The sequence below is a fragment of the Pseudoxanthomonas sp. CCNWLY206-1 genome, assembly GCF_039710385.1.
Lineage (GTDB): Bacteria > Pseudomonadota > Gammaproteobacteria > Xanthomonadales > Xanthomonadaceae > Pseudoxanthomonas_A.
This window is the reverse complement of sequence record NZ_JBDKXI010000003.1, coordinates 404,796-419,149: the sequence shown is the minus strand read 5'-3', so window position 1 is coordinate 419,149 and position 14,354 is coordinate 404,796. Positions and strand designations below refer to the sequence as shown.

Genomic DNA, 14,354 nt, shown 5'->3' with positions numbered 1-14,354 from the left:
GACCACTCCATAAGTACAGAACATAACGAAGGATCAACTCATGGCAAAGGGTAAATTCGAACGCACCAAGCCGCACGTGAACGTGGGCACGATTGGTCACGTGGACCACGGCAAGACGACGCTGACGGCGGCGCTGACGAAGGTCGGAGCAGAGCGTTTCGGAGGCGAGTTCAAGGCCTATGACGCGATTGACGCGGCGCCGGAAGAGAAGGCGCGCGGCATCACGATCTCGACGGCGCACGTGGAATACGAAAGCCCGAACCGCCACTACGCGCACGTGGACTGCCCGGGCCACGCCGACTATGTGAAGAACATGATCACCGGTGCGGCGCAGATGGACGGTGCGATTCTGGTGTGCTCGGCCGCGGACGGCCCGATGCCGCAGACGCGCGAGCACATTCTGCTGTCGCGCCAGGTCGGCGTGCCGCACATCGTGGTCTTCCTGAACAAGGCGGACATGGTGGACGACGCCGAGCTGCTGGAGCTGGTGGAAATGGAAGTGCGCGAGCTGCTGAGCAAGTACGACTTCCCGGGCGATGACACCCCGATCATCCACGGTTCGGCGCGTTTGGCGCTGGAAGGCGACCAGTCGGAGATTGGCGTGCCGTCGATCATCAAGCTGGTGGAAGCGCTGGATACGTTCATTCCGCAGCCCGAGCGCGACATCGACCGTCCGTTCCTGATGCCGGTGGAAGACGTGTTCTCGATTTCCGGCCGCGGCACCGTGGTGACCGGTCGTATCGAGCGCGGCATCATCAAGGTGGGCGACGAAATCGAAATCGTGGGTATCCGTCCGACCGTGAAGACCACGGTGACGGGTGTGGAAATGTTCCGCAAGCTGCTGGATCAGGGCCAGGCGGGCGACAACGCCGGTCTGCTGCTGCGCGGCACCAAGCGTGACGACGTGGAGCGCGGCCAGGTGCTGTGCAAGCCGGGTTCGATCAATCCGCACACCCAGTTCGAAGCCGAAGTGTATGTGCTGAGCAAGGACGAAGGCGGCCGTCACACGCCGTTCTTCAAAGGTTACCGTCCGCAGTTCTACTTCCGTACGACCGATATCACCGGTGCGGTGACCCTGCCGGAAGGCGTGGAGATGGTGATGCCGGGCGACAACGTGAAGATGGTGGTGGAGCTGATCAACCCGGTGGCGATGGACGAAGGCCTGCGTTTCGCGATTCGCGAAGGCGGCCGTACCGTCGGCGCGGGCGTGGTAGCCAAGATCATCAAGTGACGTCCTGACCCGGGCGGGCGCAAGCCTGCCCGGCTTTGTCAGGCCGTCACCCCGGCGCAGGCCGGGGTCCAGCGACTTTGACTTTAATCGTCAGTAATTAGCTCTAGCTAGTTGCCATCCGGCGAATAAAACCGCCGGATTACTGTAAAAACAGCAAGAACCCCGTTATACTTCGCACCCCCTGTGAGGCCTTGGCCTCTCCAGGGTTACGCAATATTCGCCGACGCCCCCTGGGAGGCCGTCGGCCTACCGCGAAAAGAGACGCAGGAAGCGCCTCGTGTTCGCCGGACAAGGAGAGTCGCGTACTGGCCCATGGCGGGTTCTCGCCTAGGGGCGTTCCTCGCTATTGACGAGGAGAGTTACGCGTCCTATACTTTTCTGTCTGGGCGGGCCGGTTTACCGGCCTGCCTAGTTTTTCAGGAAGAACCCCTAAGCCTTTCGGCTCAAAACCGGCCGCGGATTTCGACGGCGGCCGGCAAGGGAAGCAGCAATATCTGGACTAACCGGGGCAAGGCATCCCAGAGGCCGCGCCCGTCGCTCTTTTTAACGAAGGAATATCCGTCATGGCGGACCAAAAGATCCGAATCCGGCTCAAAGCGTACGATCACCGTTTGATCGACCGCTCGGCCAGCGAGATCGTTGAGACGGCCAAGAGGACCGGCGCGCAGGTGCGCGGCCCGATCCCTCTGCCGACCAAGATCGAACGTTTCACCATCCTGGTTTCCCCGCACGTCGACAAGGACGCGCGTGACCAGTATGAAACCCGCACGCACAAGCGTGTTCTCGATATCGTCGACCCCAATGACAAGACCGTGGACGCGCTGATGAAGCTCGAGCTCGCGGCTGGCGTCGACGTCCAGATCAAGCTGACCTGAGGCCCTGACCATGACCGCGAAGAAATATTCGTTGGGTCTCGTCGGCCGTAAAGCCGGCATGACCCGAGTGTTCACCGAAGACGGCAAGTCCGTGCCGGTGACGCTGATCGAAGCAACTCCGAACCGTATCACCCAAATCAAGACCCCGGAAATCGACGGCTACAGCGCCGTGCAGGTGACCGTCGGCACTCGTCGCGCCGCGCTGATCAACAAGCCCATCACGGGTCACCTGGCCAAAGCCAAGGTGGAAGCCGGTCGTGGCTTGTGGGAGCTGCGTGTGGAAGACGACAAGCTGGGCGACTTCACGGTGGGCGGCGAAATCAAGGCCGACATCTTTGAAGTAGGCCAGAAAGTCGACGTCCAGGGCGTGACCAAGGGCAAGGGCTTCCAGGGCACCATCAAGCGCTGGAACTTCCGCATGGGTGACGCTACCCACGGTAACTCGCTGTCGCATCGCGCGCCGGGTTCGCTGGGCCAGCGCCAGACGCCGGGTCGCGTGTTCCCGGGCAAGAAGATGTCCGGTCATATGGGTGCCGTGCAACAAAGCACCCAGAACCTGGAAGTGGTGAAAGTGGACGCCGAGCGCGGCCTCATCGCCATCCGTGGCGCAGTGCCAGGTGCGCCAGGCGGCGATGTAATCGTCCGCCCGGCGAGCAAGGGTTAAAGGAGAACGACGATGGAACTAGCCATCACAGGTAGCGCCAACAAGCTGTCGGTCTCCGACGCGGTGTTCGGTCGCGAATTCAGCGAAGACCTGGTCCACCAGGTCGTCGTTGCCTACCGCAACGCAGGTCGTGCCGGCACCAAGGCGCAAAAGACCCGTTCGGAAGTCAACGGCACCACCAAGAAGTCGAAGAAGCAGAAGGGTGGCGGTGCCCGTCACGGCGCCCTGACCGCTCCGATCTTCGTCGGCGGCGGCGTGACCTTCGCGGCCAAGCCGCGCAGCTTCGAGCAGAAGGTCAACCGCAAGATGTACCGCGCCGCCATCTGCGCCATCCTGTCGGAACTCAACCGCCAGAATCGCCTGATGGTCGTGGATGCGTTCGATGTGGACGCCAGCAACACGAAGAGTCTGGTTGCCAAGCTCAAGGGCCTGGAAGTCGGTCGTCGTCCGCTGATCGTTACCGAAGAGGCTTCCGAGCATCTGTATCTGTCCGCCCGCAATCTTCCCTATGTGGAAGTGCGCGACGTACAGGGCCTGGATCCGGCTTCGCTGGTCGGCGCCGACACGGTCGTGGTCACCGCCGATGCCGTCAAGAAGATCGAGGAGTGGCTGGCATGATTAACGAAAAGATTTTCAGCGTGCTCCGTGCGCCGCGTGTGTCCGAAAAGACCGCGCGTCTGCAGGAAGTTTCCAATCAGTACGTCTTCGAAGTTGCGAACGACGCCACCAAGGCCGATGTGAAGGCCGCCGTGGAGAAGTTGTTCGACGTCAAGGTCGAGGCAGTCAATGTGGTCAACGTCAAGGGCAAGAACAAGTCCTTCCGTAACCGCACCGGCCGCCGCGGCGACTGGCGCAAGGCGTATGTGCGTCTGGCCGATGGCCAGGCTATCGATGTAACGGCCAAGGCCTGAGGTAGATCCACATGCCATTGATGAAATTCAAACCAACCTCTGCCGGCCGCCGTTCCGCGGTTCGCGTGGTGACGCCGGACCTGCACAAAGGTGCTCCGCATGCCGCACTGCTGGAATCGCAGAGCAAGAGCGGCGGTCGTAACCACCACGGCCGTATCACCACCCGTCATATCGGTGGTGGCCACAAGCAGCATTACCGCATCATCGACTTCAAGCGCGACAAGGAAGGCATTCCGGCGCGCGTGGAGCGGATCGAATACGATCCCAACCGCACCGCGCACATCGCGCTGTTGTGCTACGTCGATGGCGAGCGTCGCTACATCATCGCTCCGAAGGGCCTGAAGGCTGGCGATCAAGTGATCGCAGGCCGCGATGCTCCCATCAGGACCGGCAACACGCTGCCGTTGCGCAATATCCCGGTCGGTACGACGGTCCACGGTATCGAGTTGAAGCCCGGCAAGGGCGCTCAGATCGCACGTGCCGCCGGCGCGGCCGTGCAGCTGGTCGCTCGCGAGCAGGGCTTCGCCACACTGCGTCTTCGCTCCGGCGAAATGCGCAAGGTGCAGGTTGATTGCCGCGCCACGGTCGGCGAAGTCGGTAACGACGAGCATAGCCTGGAGAAACTCGGCAAGGCCGGTGCCAAGCGTTGGCGCGGTGTCAAGCCGACCGTTCGTGGTGCAGCCATGAACCCGGTCGATCACCCGCACGGTGGTGGTGAGGCCAAGGCAGGGCAGGGCAACCCGCACCCGGTCACCCCATGGGGTGTGCCGACCAAGGGCTACAAGACGCGCAAGAACAAGCGCACCCAGCAATTCATCGTCCGCGATCGTAGGGGCTAATCGACCATGGCACGTTCACTCAAGAAGGGCCCGTTCGTCGATCACCACCTCATCAAGAAGGTGGAGGCCGCGGGCGGCAGCAAGCGACCGATCAAGACTTGGTCGCGTCGTTCAATGATCCTGCCGGAAATGGTGGGTTTCACCATCGCCGTGCATAACGGCAAGAACCACGTTCCGGTGCTCGTCAACGAGAACATGGTCGGCCATAAGCTAGGCGAGTTTGCCGTCACCCGTACCTTCAAAGGTCACGGCGGCGACAAGAAAGCCGGCGGCAAGAAGTAAGGAGAGATGACTATGGAAGCTAAAGCCATCCTGCGCACCGCGCGCATCTCCCCGCAGAAGGCCCGCCTGGTCGCCGACCAAGTGCGTGGTCTGTCGGCCGAACGCGCCGTCAACCTGTTGAAGTTCTCGGACAAGAAAGCCGCCCACCTGATCAAGAAAGTGGTCGAGTCGGCGATTGCCAATGCCGAGAACAACCAGGGTGCCGACGTCGACGAACTGAAGGTCACGACCATCATGGTTGACGAAGGTCCGGTGCTGAAGCGTTTCATGGCTCGTGCCAAGGGCCGCGGTACTCGTATCCTCAAGCGCACCAGCCACATCACCGTCGTGGTGGGCGAAGCCACCGGCAAGGGCAAATAAGACTATGGGTCATAAAGTTCATCCGACCGGAATCCGTCTTGGTATCTCCAAGGACTGGAATTCCAAGTGGTTCGCCAACAAGCGTGAATACGCCGAGTATCTGGCGGCCGATCTCAAGGTGCGCGAAATGCTGCGCAAGAAGCTGGCGCAGGCCGGCATCTCCAAGATTCTGATCGAGCGTCCGGCCAAGACGGCGCGCGTGACCATTCACACCGCCCGTCCGGGCGTGGTGATCGGCAAGCGCGGCGAGGACATCGAGAAGCTGCGTAAGGAAGTCAGCGATCTGATGGGTGTTCCGGCGCACATCAACGTGACCGAAGTGCGCAAGCCGGAACTGGACGCACAGCTGGTTGCCGAGTCGATTGCTCAGCAGTTGGAGCGCCGCATCATGTTCCGTCGTGCGATGAAGCGCGCCGTGGGCAACGCGATCCGTCTGGGCGCGCTGGGCATCAAGGTCAATGTTGCCGGGCGTTTGAACGGTGCAGAAATCGCGCGTTCGGAGTGGTACCGCGAAGGCCGCGTGCCGCTGCATACGCTGCGTGCCGACATCGATTACGGGTTTGCCGAGGCGAAGACCACCTACGGCATCATCGGCATCAAGGTGTGGGTCTATAAGGGCGAGATCTTCGATTTCAGCCAGGTGGGTCAGGAAAAGCAGGACGATGCGCGCCCCGAGCGCAGCGAACGTCCTTCGCGTCCAGCCCGTGACCGTGACGCGAGGTAATAGGCAATGTTGCAACCCAAGCGAACCAAATACCGCAAAATGCACAAGGGCCGTAACGAAGGCCTGAGCTGGAGCGGCAATCTCGTCAGTTTTGGCGAGTACGGCCTGAAGGCCACGGCGCACGGTCAGTTGACCGCGCGCCAGATCGAGGCCGCGCGCCGTTCCATCAGCCGTTACGTCAAGCGCGGCGGCAAGATGTGGATCCGCGTGTTCCCGGACAAGCCCATCACCAAGAAGCCCATCGAGGTCCGCATGGGCTCCGGTAAAGGCAACGTGGAGTACTGGGTGGCACAGATCCAGCCCGGCCGCATGATCTATGAAATCGAAGGCGTCAGCGAGGAAATCGCGCGCGAGGCGTTCCGCCTGGCCGCCGCCAAGCTGTCCGTCACCACCACTTTCGTGACCCGGACGGTGCGCTAATGGAACTCAAGCAACTCCGCGAGAAGTCGGCTGACGAACTCAAGGCCCATCTGACCGACCTGCGCAAGGAGCAATTTTCGCTCCGCATGCAGAAGGTCACTGGCCAGCTGCCGAAGACCCATGAAACCCGGCGGGTGCGCCGCGAGATTGCTCGCGTCAAAACCCTGCTCGGCAGCACCAAGTAAGGAATGCCGCGATGAGCGATAACCAAGAAAAAACACAGCGCACGGTCGAAGGCCGTGTCGTCAGCAGCAAGATGGACAAGACGGTCACCGTGCTGGTGGAGCGTCAGGTCAAGCATCCGTTGTACGGCAAGTACATCCGCCGTTCGACCAAGCTGCACGCCCACGATGCCGACAATAGCTGCAAGGAAGGCGACGTGGTCCGCGTGACCGAGATTGCCCCGATGTCCAAGACCAAGAACTGGCGTGTGGTGGAAATCGTCACCCGCGCGGCTGAATAAGAGGAGTCTGAATCATGATCCAGATGCAGAGCTACCTTGACGCGGCCGACAACTCCGGCGCCAAGGAACTGATGTGTATCAAAGTGCTGGGCGGCTCCAAGCGCCGTTATGCGCACATTGGCGACATCATCAAGGTGACCGTGAAGGACGCCATTCCGCGTGGCAAGGTCAAGAAAGGCGAAGTCTACGACGCGGTAGTCGTGCGCACCCGTAAGGGCGTTCGTCGTCCCGATGGTTCGCTGATCCGCTTCGACGGCAATGCCGCCGTGCTGCTCAACAACAAGCAAGAGCCGATCGGCACGCGCATCTTCGGGCCTGTAACCCGTGAGCTGCGTTCCGAGAAGTTCATGAAGATCGTTTCGCTCGCACCCGAAGTGCTGTGAGCGGAGGACATAGAAATGGCTAACCGAATCAAAAAAGGCGACCAAGTGGTCGTCACCGCCGGCAAGGACAAGGGCAAGAAGGGTGATGTGGTGCGTGTGGACGGTGACCGCGTGGTCGTCTCCAACGTCAACATCATCAAACGCCATACCAAGCCGAACCCCCAGGCCGGAGTGGCTGGTGGCGTGGTCGAACGCGAAGCTTCGATCCATATCTCCAATGTGGCGGTCTTCAACCCGGCGACGGGCAAGGGCGAGCGTATTGGTTTCAAGGTGCTGGAGGATGGACGCAAACTGCGTGTGTTCCGCTCCAGCGGTGAGGCGCTCGACGCCTGAGGAATGAGGTCATGAACACCCGTCTCGAAAAAATCTACAAGGAAGAAGTGGCGCCGGCTCTGATGAAGAAGTTCGGTTACACCAATCCGATGCAAGTTCCGCGGATCACCAAGATCACCATCAACATGGGTGTCGGTGAAGCCGCTACGAACAAGAAGATCCTGGAAAACGCTGTGGCCGACCTGGCCAAGATCAGTGGCCAGAAGCCGATCACGACCAAGTCCCGCGTCTCGGTGGCTTCGTTCAAGATCCGCGACGGCTGGCCGATCGGCTGCAAGGTCACGCTGCGTCGCGCCAAGATGTACGAATTCCTTGACCGCCTGATCAGCATCTCGCTGCCGCGCGTTCGCGACTTCCGTGGTGTGTCCGGCCGTTCATTCGACGGTCGCGGCAACTACAACATGGGCGTGAAGGAACAGATCATCTTCCCGGAAATCGATTTCGACCAAGTCGACGCCGTCCGCGGTATGGATATCGCCATCACCACCACCGCCAAGACCGACGCCGAAGCCAAGGCATTGCTCGAAGCATTCAAGTTCCCGTTCCGTAACTGATACGCCAGGAAACCAAATATGGCTAAGACCTCAATGGTGAACCGCGATATCAAGCGGGCCAAGCTTGCAAAAAAGTACGGCGCCAAGCGCGACGCACTGAAGAAGACCATCTCCAGCACCACCGCTTCTTTTGAAGAGAAGATGGAAGCCGTAACCAAGCTGCAGAAGCTGCCGCGCGACTCGTCGCCTAGCCGCGAACGCAACCGTTGCGAACTGTCCGGCCGGTCCCGCGGCGTGTACCGCAAGTTCGGCCTGGGCCGCAACATGCTGCGCAAAGCGACCATGAACGGCGACGTTCCGGGTCTGCGCAAGGCCAGCTGGTAAGAAATCTGCCGGTTCCGGGAGCACCCCGGAGCGGTAGTCAAACAAGTCCGGCATTGACCGGACTTGTTGTCGTATAATGTGTGGTTCCCGCGGCCAGCCGCGGCTGGCTCTTTTCCGGGGCCGCATACCTCCTGGGGTTTTCCAGGGACATCCCAAGATTTTCGCGAAAGCGGATATCGGTGCTACTCAAAGGTAAATACTAATGAGCATGACTGATCCCATCGCCGATATGCTGGTCCGCATCAAGAATGCGGCCGCTGTCGGCAAGCAGACGGTGAAAATGCCGTCGTCCAAGATCAAGGTCGCTATTGCCGACGTATTGAAGGCAGAAGGCTACATCGCGGATTCACGCGTGACCAAGACCGAAAACAACAAGGCCGAGTTGGAAATCGTCCTGAAGTACTTCGAAGGCAAGCCGGTCATCGACAAGCTGAGCCGCGTCTCGCGTTCTGGCCTGCGCCAGTACCGCGGCAAGGACGATCTGCCGAAGGTGCTTGCCGGTCTCGGTATCGCCATCATTTCCACTTCCAAAGGCATCATGACCGACACGCAGGCGCGCCAACAGGGCGTCGGTGGCGAAGTCCTGTGCTTCGTGGCCTAACGGAGTAACTGTATGTCCCGTGTAGCCAAATTGCCGATCGGCGTGCCCAAGGGCGTCGAACTGAACATCCAAGCGGACAGCGTCAGCGTCAAGGGCCCCAAGGGCACCTTGTCGATCGCCAAGCCCGCCGGCGTCGAGATCAAGCTGGAAGACGGCAACGTCAATCTGGCTCCGGCCGATGCCTCGCGCGATGCCATCACCGGCACCATCCGCGCCATCCTGGCCAATATGGTCAAGGGCGTCTCGGAAGGTTTTGAACGCAAGCTGGAATTGGTTGGCGTGGGTTATCGCGCCGCCATGCAGGGCAAGGATCTCAGCCTGTCGCTGGGCTTCTCGCACCCGGTCGTGTTCAAGACCCCGGAAGGCATCACCATCGCTACTCCGACCCAGACCGAAATTCTGGTCCAGGGCGCCGACAAGCAGCGCGTCGGTGAAGTGGCGGCCAAGATCCGCGGTTTCCGTCCGCCGGAACCCTACAAGGGCAAGGGCGTGAAGTACTCCGACGAAACCATCATCCGTAAGGAAGCGAAGAAGGCCTAATTGGGCTTTCGGCTTCGAGGAATCAGATCATGAGCATCAAGAATACCGCCCGTCTACGTCGCGCCAAGTCGACCCGTGCGCACATCCGCGAGCTCGGCGTGCCGCGCCTGTCGGTGCTGCGCACCGGCCAGCATGTCTACGCCCAGCTGTTCAGCGCCGATGGAGCAACCGTCATCGCCGCCGCCAACACGCTGCAGCCTGACGTCAAGGAAGGCCTGAAGAACGGCAAGAACACCGATGCCGCCGCCAAGGTGGGTCGTGTGATTGCTGAGCGTGCCAAGGCCGCGGGCATCGAGAAGATCGCGTTCGATCGCTCGGGCTACCGCTATCACGGCCGCATCAAGGCACTGGCCGACGCTGCCCGCGAAGGCGGCTTGCAGTTCTAAGCATTGAAGAAGCGTGGGTTCGCCCACGTTTCGACCTGCCGGTGCGGGCTGCACCGGGCACGACGTCTCTTCTGCAGATGTCGCCGCTCCACCGCAACACTCCACAACCATAAGCGGCCAAGCCGTACATACTCAATCAATCAAGGAAACTGGAAATGGCAGAAGAACGTGCACCGCGGGGTCGTGATCGCGACCGTAACCGCGAAGAGAAAGTCGATGACGGCATGATCGAAAAGCTGGTCGCGGTCAACCGCGTCAGCAAGACGGTCAAGGGCGGTCGTCAATTCACCTTCACCGCGTTGACGGTGGTGGGCGACGGCAACGGCAAGATCGGTTTCGGCTACGGCAAGGCGCGTGAAGTGCCGGTCGCCATCCAGAAATCGATGGAATATGCCCGCAAGGGTATGTTGAACGTCGACCTGAACAACGGCACCTTGTGGCACCCGGTCAAGGCCGGCCACGGCGCGGCGCGCGTGTTCATGCAGCCCGCCTCCGAAGGTACCGGCGTCATCGCCGGCGGCGCGATGCGCGCCGTGCTGGAAGCGGTCGGCGTCAAGAACGTGCTGGCCAAGGCCGTCGGTTCGCGTAACCCGATCAACCTGGTGCGCGCCACGCTGAAGGGCCTGAGTGACATGCAGTCGCCGTCCCGCATCGCGGCCAAGCGCGGCAAGAAAGTAGAGGAACTCCTCAATGGCTAATGAGTCCAACACGACCGTCAATGGCGGCACCGTTAAAGTCCGCCTCGTACGCGGTCTGCGTGGTTCCCGGGCTATTCACCGTTTGTCGGTGAAGGCACTGGGCCTGAACAAGCTCAACGATGTGCGTGAACTGAAGGACAGCCCGCAGGTACGCGGCCTGATCAATAAAGTCCACTACCTCGTCAAGGTCGAGGAGTAATCCAAATGCATCTCAATACACTTACACACGCCGACGGCGCTCGCACCGAGCGCAAGCGCGTCGGTCGCGGCATCGGTTCCGGCCTGGGCAAGACTTGCGGCCGTGGCCACAAGGGTTCGTTCGCGCGTTCGGGCAAAGGCAAGATCAAGGCCAAGTTCGAAGGCGGCCAGATGCCCCTGATCAAGCGTCTGCCGAAGGTCGGTTTCCGCTCCAAGCTGAAGCTGGATTGCGCGGAAGTGCTGTCCTATCAGCTGGATAAGCTGGAAGCCGGTGAAATCGATTTCGCCGCACTGCGTGCCGCCAAGTTGGTTCCGACCAGCGCCAAGCGCGCGAAGATCGTCCTGAAAGGCGAACTGACCAAGAAGTTCGTGCTGAAGGGCGTGACAGCCACCGCAGGTGCCAAGGCGGCTATCGAAGCCGCTGGCGGCAGCGTGCAGGAGTAACGGACGCATGGCGCAGGGTAATGCCGCCGGTGCGCTGGCGGGCGCAGGCAAGTTCACCGAACTTCGCCAGCGCCTGCTGTTCGTCGTAGGTGCGCTGATCGTCTACCGCATCGGTTGCTTCATACCGGTGCCGGGCGTCAATCCCGATGCCATGCTGGCGATGATGCAGGCGCAGGGCGGCGGCATCGTGGACATGTTCAACATGTTCTCGGGCGGCGCCTTGCACCGCTTCAGCATCTTCGCACTGAATGTCATGCCGTATATCTCTGCGTCCATCGTGATGCAGTTGGGCGTGCACATCTTCCCCACGCTAAAAGCGCTGCAGAAAGAAGGCGAGTCTGGTCGCCGCAAGATCACCCAGTACTCGCGCATCGGCGCGGTGCTGCTGGCGGTCGTGCAGGGCGGCAGTATCGCCGTTGCGTTGCAGAATCAAGTTGCACCAGGCGGCATGCCGGTGGTGTACGCGCCCGGCATGGGCTTCGTGCTTACCGCGGTGGTGGCATTGACCGCAGGCACGATCTTCCTGATGTGGCTGGGCGAACAGGTCACAGAGCGCGGCGTCGGCAACGGCGTTTCGCTGATCATCTTCGCCGGTATCGTGGCGGGCTTGCCGGGCGCGGTCATTCAGACCGTCGGCGCGTTCCGCGACGGCACCCTGAGTTTCATCTCGCTGCTGCTGATCGTGCTGGTGGTTCTGGCGTTCACCTTCTTCGTGGTGTTCGTCGAGCGTGGCCAGCGCCGGATTACAGTGAACTACGCGCGCCGCCAGGGTGGCCGCAACGCGTACATGAACCAGACCTCGTTCCTGCCGTTGAAGCTGAACATGGCTGGCGTCATTCCGCCGATCTTCGCTTCCAGCATCCTGGCGTTCCCCGCGACGCTGGCGATGTGGTCGGGGCAGGGCGGTCAAACCGCCAATGTGCTGCAGCGCATATCGCAAGCACTTGCTCCGGGTGAGCCGCTGCACATGATCGTGTTTGCCGCAATGATCATCGGCTTTGCGTTCTTCTACACGGCGCTGGTGTTCAACTCGCAGGAAACCGCTGAAAACCTGAAGAAGTCGGGCGCGCTGATTCCGGGCATCCGGCCAGGCAAGGCGACTGCTGACTATGTTGACGCAGTGCTTACCCGCCTTACGGCCATCGGTTCGCTCTACTTGGTAACGGTCTGCCTGTTGCCGGAAGTGATGCGGACCCAGCTGAATACGTCGTTCTACTTCGGTGGCACCTCGCTGCTGATCGTGGTGGTGGTGGTGATGGATTTCATTGCGCAGATCCAGGCGCACTTGATGTCCCACCAGTACGAAAGCCTGTTGAAGAAGGCGAATCTGAAAGGCGGCTCGCGCGGCGGTTTGGCCCGCGGCTAAGAATACGAAGCGGATTCCCTCCGCGGAGATCGGTCCTTCGGGCAGATCTCAAGAAAGGGCGGCCTGTGCAGCGATCTCGTGCGCAGGTGAGAACAAGCCAGTCCTGCGCCAGAGTAGCGCGGGCGGTGCGGTCACTCGGAGCAATCCGGTTGCACCGCACCAGGCGGGTTCCGGCGCCGGAGCATGGGCACACTCCCCATGCCGGGCTCGTGCTGGTCTTTGGCCGGCACGGGCTTCCATGTAACCCGAGATCTTGTTAAACTTTCCAGTTCACTCCGCCCGCGTGCCCAGATCCCGCCAGGGATCGACCGCTTCCGGGCCATCAACAAAGTTGGAGACCGCGTCATGGCGCGTATTGCAGGTGTCAACCTGCCTGCCCAGAAGCATGTCTGGGTCGGTTTGCAAAGCATTTACGGCATTGGCCGTACCCGTTCGAAGAAGGTCTGCGAAGCCGCAGGCGTTGCTTCGAGCACCAAGATCCGCGACCTGTCCGAACCCGAAGTCGAGCGTTTGCGCGCCGAGATCGGCAAGTACATCGTCGAAGGCGACCTGCGTCGCGAAGTGGGCATCGCCATCAAGCGATTGATGGACCTGGGCTGCTACCGCGGCCTGCGTCATCGTCGCGGCCTGCCGCTACGTGGTCAGCGCACCCGCACCAATGCCCGCACCCGCAAGGGTCCGCGCAAAGCCATCAAGAAGTAAGGGGCGCACATCATGGCCAAGCCAGCAGCAGCTAAAGTCAAGAAGAAGATCAAGCGCGTCATCACCGATGGCGTCGCCCACGTCCACGCTTCTTTCAACAACACCATCGTCACCATCACCGACCGTCAGGGCAACGCATTGTCGTGGGCCACTTCGGGCGGCGCGGGTTTCCGTGGTTCGCGCAAGTCCACCCCGTTCGCCGCACAGGTCGCCGCTGAAAAAGCCGGTCGCGCCGCGCTGGATTACGGTTTGAAGTCGCTGGAAGTACGCATCAAGGGCCCCGGCCCCGGCCGTGAGTCGGCTGTGCGTTCTCTCAACAATGTTGGTTACAAGATCACCAACATCATCGACGTCACGCCGATCCCGCACAACGGCTGCCGTCCGCCCAAAAAGCGTCGCGTCTGAGGAGCTGAAGAGAAATGGCTCGTTATATTGGTCCTACCTGTAAGCTCGCGCGCCGCGAAGGCGCCGATCTTTCCCTCAAGAGCCCGGCGCGTGCGCTGGATTCCAAGTGCAAGCTGGAGCAGAAGCCCGGCCAGCATGGTGCCGCCCGCAAGGGCAAGCTGTCCGACTACGCTACCCAGCTGCGCGAAAAGCAGAAGGTCAAGCGTATCTACGGTCTGCTGGAGCGCCAGTTCCGTAACTACTACAAGAAGGCGTCGACCAAGAAGGGCAACACCGGTGAAAACCTGTTGCAGCTTCTGGAAACCCGTCTGGACAACGTGATCTATCGCATGGGTTTTGCGGTGACACGGCCGGCCGCTCGCCAGTTGGTCTCGCACCGTGGCGTACTGGTCAATGGCAAGTCGGTCAATCTGCCGTCGTATCAGGTGAAAGCCGGCGATGCGATCGAATTGTCCGAGCGCGCTCAGAAGCAGCTGCGGGTCCAGGAATCCCTGACCGTGGCCGAACAACTCGATCTCAGCCCCTCGTGGGTCGAAGTGGACTCGAAGAAGTTCAGCGGCGTGTTCAAGACTGTCCCGGTACGTTCTGACCTGCCTTCCGACATCAACGAAGCGTTGATCGTCGAGTTGTACTCGAAGTAATTCATTCACG

The 14,354-nt window shown here is 61.1% G+C and carries 26 protein-coding genes; all 26 read left to right on the top strand.

The window, feature by feature from the left end:
* The first annotated feature begins 40 nt into the window (after positions 1–40).
* The 26 genes from tuf (at position 41) to rpsD (ending at position 14,344) form a co-directional block, all read left to right on the top strand.
* On the top strand, positions 41–1,231 hold the full coding sequence (tuf, locus tag AADW18_RS09580) for an elongation factor Tu (protein ID WP_337343142.1): 1,191 nt from the start codon (positions 41–43) through the stop codon (positions 1,229–1,231).
* Positions 1,232–1,794: 563 nt separating this feature from the next.
* On the top strand, positions 1,795–2,106 hold the full coding sequence (rpsJ, locus tag AADW18_RS09575; RefSeq protein WP_162109793.1) for a 30S ribosomal protein S10: 312 nt from the start codon (positions 1,795–1,797) through the stop codon (positions 2,104–2,106).
* Between the two features lie 10 nt (positions 2,107–2,116).
* Entirely contained in the window at positions 2,117–2,770 is a 654-nt protein-coding gene (gene rplC, locus AADW18_RS09570; RefSeq protein WP_337343141.1) for a 50S ribosomal protein L3, read from the top strand.
* Between the two features lie 12 nt (positions 2,771–2,782).
* Positions 2,783–3,388, top strand: coding sequence for a 50S ribosomal protein L4 (gene rplD / locus AADW18_RS09565; protein WP_337343140.1), 606 nt, complete (start codon positions 2,783–2,785; stop codon positions 3,386–3,388).
* Entirely contained in the window at positions 3,385–3,681 is a 297-nt protein-coding gene (gene rplW / locus AADW18_RS09560) for a 50S ribosomal protein L23 (protein ID WP_337343139.1), read from the top strand. Before rplD ends, rplW begins: the two co-directional genes overlap by 4 nt.
* 11 nt (positions 3,682–3,692) lie before the next feature.
* Entirely contained in the window at positions 3,693–4,520 is an 828-nt protein-coding gene (rplB, locus tag AADW18_RS09555; protein WP_337343138.1) for a 50S ribosomal protein L2, read from the top strand.
* A 6-nt stretch (positions 4,521–4,526) separates the two neighbouring features.
* The gene (rpsS, locus tag AADW18_RS09550; protein WP_337343137.1) at positions 4,527–4,802 is read left to right on the top strand and encodes a 30S ribosomal protein S19; all 276 of its coding nucleotides are present in this window, start codon (positions 4,527–4,529) and stop codon (positions 4,800–4,802) included.
* A 12-nt stretch (positions 4,803–4,814) separates the two neighbouring features.
* Positions 4,815–5,162, top strand: a complete 348-nt coding sequence (gene rplV / locus AADW18_RS09545; protein ID WP_337343136.1) for a 50S ribosomal protein L22 — start codon at positions 4,815–4,817, stop codon at positions 5,160–5,162.
* Positions 5,163–5,166: 4 nt separating this feature from the next.
* A complete protein-coding gene (gene rpsC, locus AADW18_RS09540) occupies positions 5,167–5,886 on the top strand; it encodes a 30S ribosomal protein S3 (protein WP_337343135.1) in 720 nt (239 codons plus the stop codon).
* 6 nt (positions 5,887–5,892) lie between these two features.
* Positions 5,893–6,306: a 50S ribosomal protein L16 gene (rplP, locus tag AADW18_RS09535; RefSeq protein WP_097121890.1), complete on the top strand. Its 414-nt coding sequence runs from the start codon at positions 5,893–5,895 to the stop codon at positions 6,304–6,306.
* The gene (gene rpmC / locus AADW18_RS09530) at positions 6,306–6,491 is read left to right on the top strand and encodes a 50S ribosomal protein L29 (RefSeq protein ID WP_337343134.1); all 186 of its coding nucleotides are present in this window, start codon (positions 6,306–6,308) and stop codon (positions 6,489–6,491) included. Before rplP ends, rpmC begins: the two co-directional genes overlap by 1 nt.
* Positions 6,492–6,502: 11 nt before the next feature.
* Positions 6,503–6,769, top strand: coding sequence for a 30S ribosomal protein S17 (gene rpsQ / locus AADW18_RS09525; RefSeq protein ID WP_337343133.1), 267 nt, complete (start codon positions 6,503–6,505; stop codon positions 6,767–6,769).
* Between the two features lie 14 nt (positions 6,770–6,783).
* On the top strand, positions 6,784–7,152 hold the full coding sequence (gene rplN / locus AADW18_RS09520; protein WP_042614221.1) for a 50S ribosomal protein L14: 369 nt from the start codon (positions 6,784–6,786) through the stop codon (positions 7,150–7,152).
* A 15-nt stretch (positions 7,153–7,167) separates the two neighbouring features.
* Positions 7,168–7,485: a 50S ribosomal protein L24 gene (gene rplX / locus AADW18_RS09515; RefSeq protein WP_337343132.1), complete on the top strand. Its 318-nt coding sequence runs from the start codon at positions 7,168–7,170 to the stop codon at positions 7,483–7,485.
* 11 nt (positions 7,486–7,496) lie between these two features.
* Positions 7,497–8,039 (top strand): 50S ribosomal protein L5, encoded by a 543-nt coding sequence (rplE, locus tag AADW18_RS09510; RefSeq protein WP_337343131.1) that lies wholly within the window; start codon positions 7,497–7,499, stop codon positions 8,037–8,039.
* 18 nt (positions 8,040–8,057) lie between these two features.
* Entirely contained in the window at positions 8,058–8,363 is a 306-nt protein-coding gene (gene rpsN / locus AADW18_RS09505; RefSeq protein WP_337343130.1) for a 30S ribosomal protein S14, read from the top strand.
* Between the two features lie 202 nt (positions 8,364–8,565).
* Positions 8,566–8,964 carry a 30S ribosomal protein S8 gene (gene rpsH / locus AADW18_RS09500; protein ID WP_337343129.1) on the top strand — a complete coding sequence of 133 codons (399 nt, stop codon included), beginning with the start codon at positions 8,566–8,568 and terminating at the stop codon, positions 8,962–8,964.
* Between the two features lie 12 nt (positions 8,965–8,976).
* A complete protein-coding gene (gene rplF, locus AADW18_RS09495; protein ID WP_337343128.1) occupies positions 8,977–9,504 on the top strand; it encodes a 50S ribosomal protein L6 in 528 nt (175 codons plus the stop codon).
* A gap of 29 nt (positions 9,505–9,533) precedes the next feature.
* Positions 9,534–9,890 (top strand): 50S ribosomal protein L18, encoded by a 357-nt coding sequence (gene rplR / locus AADW18_RS09490; RefSeq protein ID WP_337343127.1) that lies wholly within the window; start codon positions 9,534–9,536, stop codon positions 9,888–9,890.
* 155 nt (positions 9,891–10,045) lie between these two features.
* The gene (gene rpsE, locus AADW18_RS09485) at positions 10,046–10,588 is read left to right on the top strand and encodes a 30S ribosomal protein S5 (protein WP_337343126.1); all 543 of its coding nucleotides are present in this window, start codon (positions 10,046–10,048) and stop codon (positions 10,586–10,588) included.
* On the top strand, positions 10,581–10,787 hold the full coding sequence (gene rpmD, locus AADW18_RS09480; protein ID WP_337343125.1) for a 50S ribosomal protein L30: 207 nt from the start codon (positions 10,581–10,583) through the stop codon (positions 10,785–10,787). Before rpsE ends, rpmD begins: the two co-directional genes overlap by 8 nt.
* Positions 10,787–11,230, top strand: a complete 444-nt coding sequence (rplO, locus tag AADW18_RS09475; protein ID WP_337343306.1) for a 50S ribosomal protein L15 — start codon at positions 10,787–10,789, stop codon at positions 11,228–11,230. Before rpmD ends, rplO begins: the two co-directional genes overlap by 1 nt.
* Positions 11,231–11,237: 7 nt before the next feature.
* Positions 11,238–12,596: a preprotein translocase subunit SecY gene (gene secY, locus AADW18_RS09470; protein WP_337343124.1), complete on the top strand. Its 1,359-nt coding sequence runs from the start codon at positions 11,238–11,240 to the stop codon at positions 12,594–12,596.
* Between the two features lie 345 nt (positions 12,597–12,941).
* Positions 12,942–13,298: a 30S ribosomal protein S13 gene (gene rpsM / locus AADW18_RS09465; RefSeq protein WP_337343123.1), complete on the top strand. Its 357-nt coding sequence runs from the start codon at positions 12,942–12,944 to the stop codon at positions 13,296–13,298.
* A gap of 12 nt (positions 13,299–13,310) precedes the next feature.
* Positions 13,311–13,703, top strand: coding sequence for a 30S ribosomal protein S11 (gene rpsK / locus AADW18_RS09460; protein WP_337343122.1), 393 nt, complete (start codon positions 13,311–13,313; stop codon positions 13,701–13,703).
* Between the two features lie 14 nt (positions 13,704–13,717).
* The gene (gene rpsD / locus AADW18_RS09455) at positions 13,718–14,344 is read left to right on the top strand and encodes a 30S ribosomal protein S4 (RefSeq protein ID WP_337343121.1); all 627 of its coding nucleotides are present in this window, start codon (positions 13,718–13,720) and stop codon (positions 14,342–14,344) included.
* The last annotated feature ends 10 nt before the right edge of the window (positions 14,345–14,354 follow it).

Coding starts and splice junctions, on each gene's coding strand:
- tuf (WP_337343142.1), top strand. CDS start 41: ATGGCAAAGGGTAAATTCGAACGCACCAAGCCGCACGTGAACGTGGGC.
- rpsJ (WP_162109793.1), top strand. CDS start 1,795: ATGGCGGACCAAAAGATCCGAATCCGGCTCAAAGCGTACGATCACCGT.
- rplC (WP_337343141.1), top strand. CDS start 2,117: ATGACCGCGAAGAAATATTCGTTGGGTCTCGTCGGCCGTAAAGCCGGC.
- rplD (WP_337343140.1), top strand. CDS start 2,783: ATGGAACTAGCCATCACAGGTAGCGCCAACAAGCTGTCGGTCTCCGAC.
- rplW (WP_337343139.1), top strand. CDS start 3,385: ATGATTAACGAAAAGATTTTCAGCGTGCTCCGTGCGCCGCGTGTGTCC.
- rplB (WP_337343138.1), top strand. CDS start 3,693: ATGCCATTGATGAAATTCAAACCAACCTCTGCCGGCCGCCGTTCCGCG.
- rpsS (WP_337343137.1), top strand. CDS start 4,527: ATGGCACGTTCACTCAAGAAGGGCCCGTTCGTCGATCACCACCTCATC.
- rplV (WP_337343136.1), top strand. CDS start 4,815: ATGGAAGCTAAAGCCATCCTGCGCACCGCGCGCATCTCCCCGCAGAAG.
- rpsC (WP_337343135.1), top strand. CDS start 5,167: ATGGGTCATAAAGTTCATCCGACCGGAATCCGTCTTGGTATCTCCAAG.
- rplP (WP_097121890.1), top strand. CDS start 5,893: ATGTTGCAACCCAAGCGAACCAAATACCGCAAAATGCACAAGGGCCGT.
- rpmC (WP_337343134.1), top strand. CDS start 6,306: ATGGAACTCAAGCAACTCCGCGAGAAGTCGGCTGACGAACTCAAGGCC.
- rpsQ (WP_337343133.1), top strand. CDS start 6,503: ATGAGCGATAACCAAGAAAAAACACAGCGCACGGTCGAAGGCCGTGTC.
- rplN (WP_042614221.1), top strand. CDS start 6,784: ATGATCCAGATGCAGAGCTACCTTGACGCGGCCGACAACTCCGGCGCC.
- rplX (WP_337343132.1), top strand. CDS start 7,168: ATGGCTAACCGAATCAAAAAAGGCGACCAAGTGGTCGTCACCGCCGGC.
- rplE (WP_337343131.1), top strand. CDS start 7,497: ATGAACACCCGTCTCGAAAAAATCTACAAGGAAGAAGTGGCGCCGGCT.
- rpsN (WP_337343130.1), top strand. CDS start 8,058: ATGGCTAAGACCTCAATGGTGAACCGCGATATCAAGCGGGCCAAGCTT.
- rpsH (WP_337343129.1), top strand. CDS start 8,566: ATGAGCATGACTGATCCCATCGCCGATATGCTGGTCCGCATCAAGAAT.
- rplF (WP_337343128.1), top strand. CDS start 8,977: ATGTCCCGTGTAGCCAAATTGCCGATCGGCGTGCCCAAGGGCGTCGAA.
- rplR (WP_337343127.1), top strand. CDS start 9,534: ATGAGCATCAAGAATACCGCCCGTCTACGTCGCGCCAAGTCGACCCGT.
- rpsE (WP_337343126.1), top strand. CDS start 10,046: ATGGCAGAAGAACGTGCACCGCGGGGTCGTGATCGCGACCGTAACCGC.
- rpmD (WP_337343125.1), top strand. CDS start 10,581: ATGGCTAATGAGTCCAACACGACCGTCAATGGCGGCACCGTTAAAGTC.
- secY (WP_337343124.1), top strand. CDS start 11,238: ATGGCGCAGGGTAATGCCGCCGGTGCGCTGGCGGGCGCAGGCAAGTTC.
- rpsM (WP_337343123.1), top strand. CDS start 12,942: ATGGCGCGTATTGCAGGTGTCAACCTGCCTGCCCAGAAGCATGTCTGG.
- rpsK (WP_337343122.1), top strand. CDS start 13,311: ATGGCCAAGCCAGCAGCAGCTAAAGTCAAGAAGAAGATCAAGCGCGTC.
- rpsD (WP_337343121.1), top strand. CDS start 13,718: ATGGCTCGTTATATTGGTCCTACCTGTAAGCTCGCGCGCCGCGAAGGC.